This window comes from Bartonella sp. MU70NMGDW (assembly GCF_042194085.1).
GTDB lineage: Bacteria > Pseudomonadota > Alphaproteobacteria > Rhizobiales > Rhizobiaceae > Bartonella > Bartonella grahamii.
The window spans coordinates 1-1,088 of record NZ_JBHIMK010000382.1 but is presented as its reverse complement, the minus strand read 5'-3'; the positions used below and the strand labels follow the sequence as shown (position 1 = coordinate 1,088).

General features: G+C 32.4%; 1 protein-coding gene and 1 pseudogene. Both read left to right on the top strand.

Annotated elements, in window-relative coordinates; translation table 11 throughout:
* On the top strand, positions 1–150 hold a 150-nt coding region (locus ACFIKE_RS11135; RefSeq protein ID WP_375649989.1), incomplete at its 5' end, for a GcrA family cell cycle regulator.
* 443 nt (positions 151–593) lie between these two features.
* Positions 594–914: pseudogene (locus ACFIKE_RS11130) on the top strand (integrase arm-type DNA-binding domain-containing protein); the annotation flags it as partial.
* Between the last annotated feature and the right edge of the window lie 174 nt (positions 915–1,088).

Genomic DNA, 1,088 nt, shown 5'->3' with positions numbered 1-1,088 from the left:
GAAAATACATGTAGATGGCCGGTTGGCGATCCATTATCAGCAGATTTTCATTTTTGTGGTGCAGATTCTGATGAAAATAGCCCCTATTGTGCCTTTCATGCTAAGCTAGCATTTCAACCAATATCTGAAAGACGTCGGATAAGAGTGTAATATCCTCGATTGAATCTCATATTCTAAACCTTCTGCGCTTCGTTATTAAATTTTAATTATCGAATTATTATGAGAAAGAAATTTAATAAAGCTTTTAATGAGTGAAAAAAATTCTTCATGAAACTATTCAACGAAATTGTATCTTTTGGCGCTATTGCACAATTATGTATTGTAAAGTTATATTCCTGTTTATTTTCAATATTCTCTTTAATTTAGTTGCACTACTTTTAACACTATCCATAGCAATATCTTTTGAATAAGATAATTTCTCATGTTTTTATTCTTCGTGTATTTAATAGAGTAATGCTGTGGTTTATAAAAATAATTTATCGCGTTGCAACCTAAATGAGACCCATCAATATCTCTTTCATTTTAAGCCTCTTATATTGAATCAATCAAAATCTTTCGTTTAAGCGTCACGAGCAAGATGAGAGCTGCGAAGAATAAAAACACTTAAAGAAAAGCATGCCTTTTATAAATGCTTTCAAGGAACAAGGGCTTCAAGGGGTGTCGCAACATTGGAAGCTAGCAAAGTGTGTGATGATGCCATCTTGCTCTTTTATTAAGTATAAAGATAGGAGTGCTTAATGGATTTATCGTTATACCCTTCACGGATGCTGTCGCAAAATAGGCTTGGGAGCGTTGAGAAATGTTTCTTTAAAACAAGCCTGTGAATATATGCAACAATGTCATTCTGTTTTGCGTGAGGGATGTGCTCCATTAAAGAACGCGATAAACAAAAGCGTGAAGCAATACGTAGAATGTAAAATGATATATTTATAATTATTTATAAAAAATTATAAATAAGGGGATATTGTATTCAAGACTCTTACGAAATATACGAAAACAATAAATTATTACGTATAAATAAATATTAAACCTAGAACGACCACAATAACATCACTTTCCTTTTCCCGACACAAAACGGCGCAACCAAA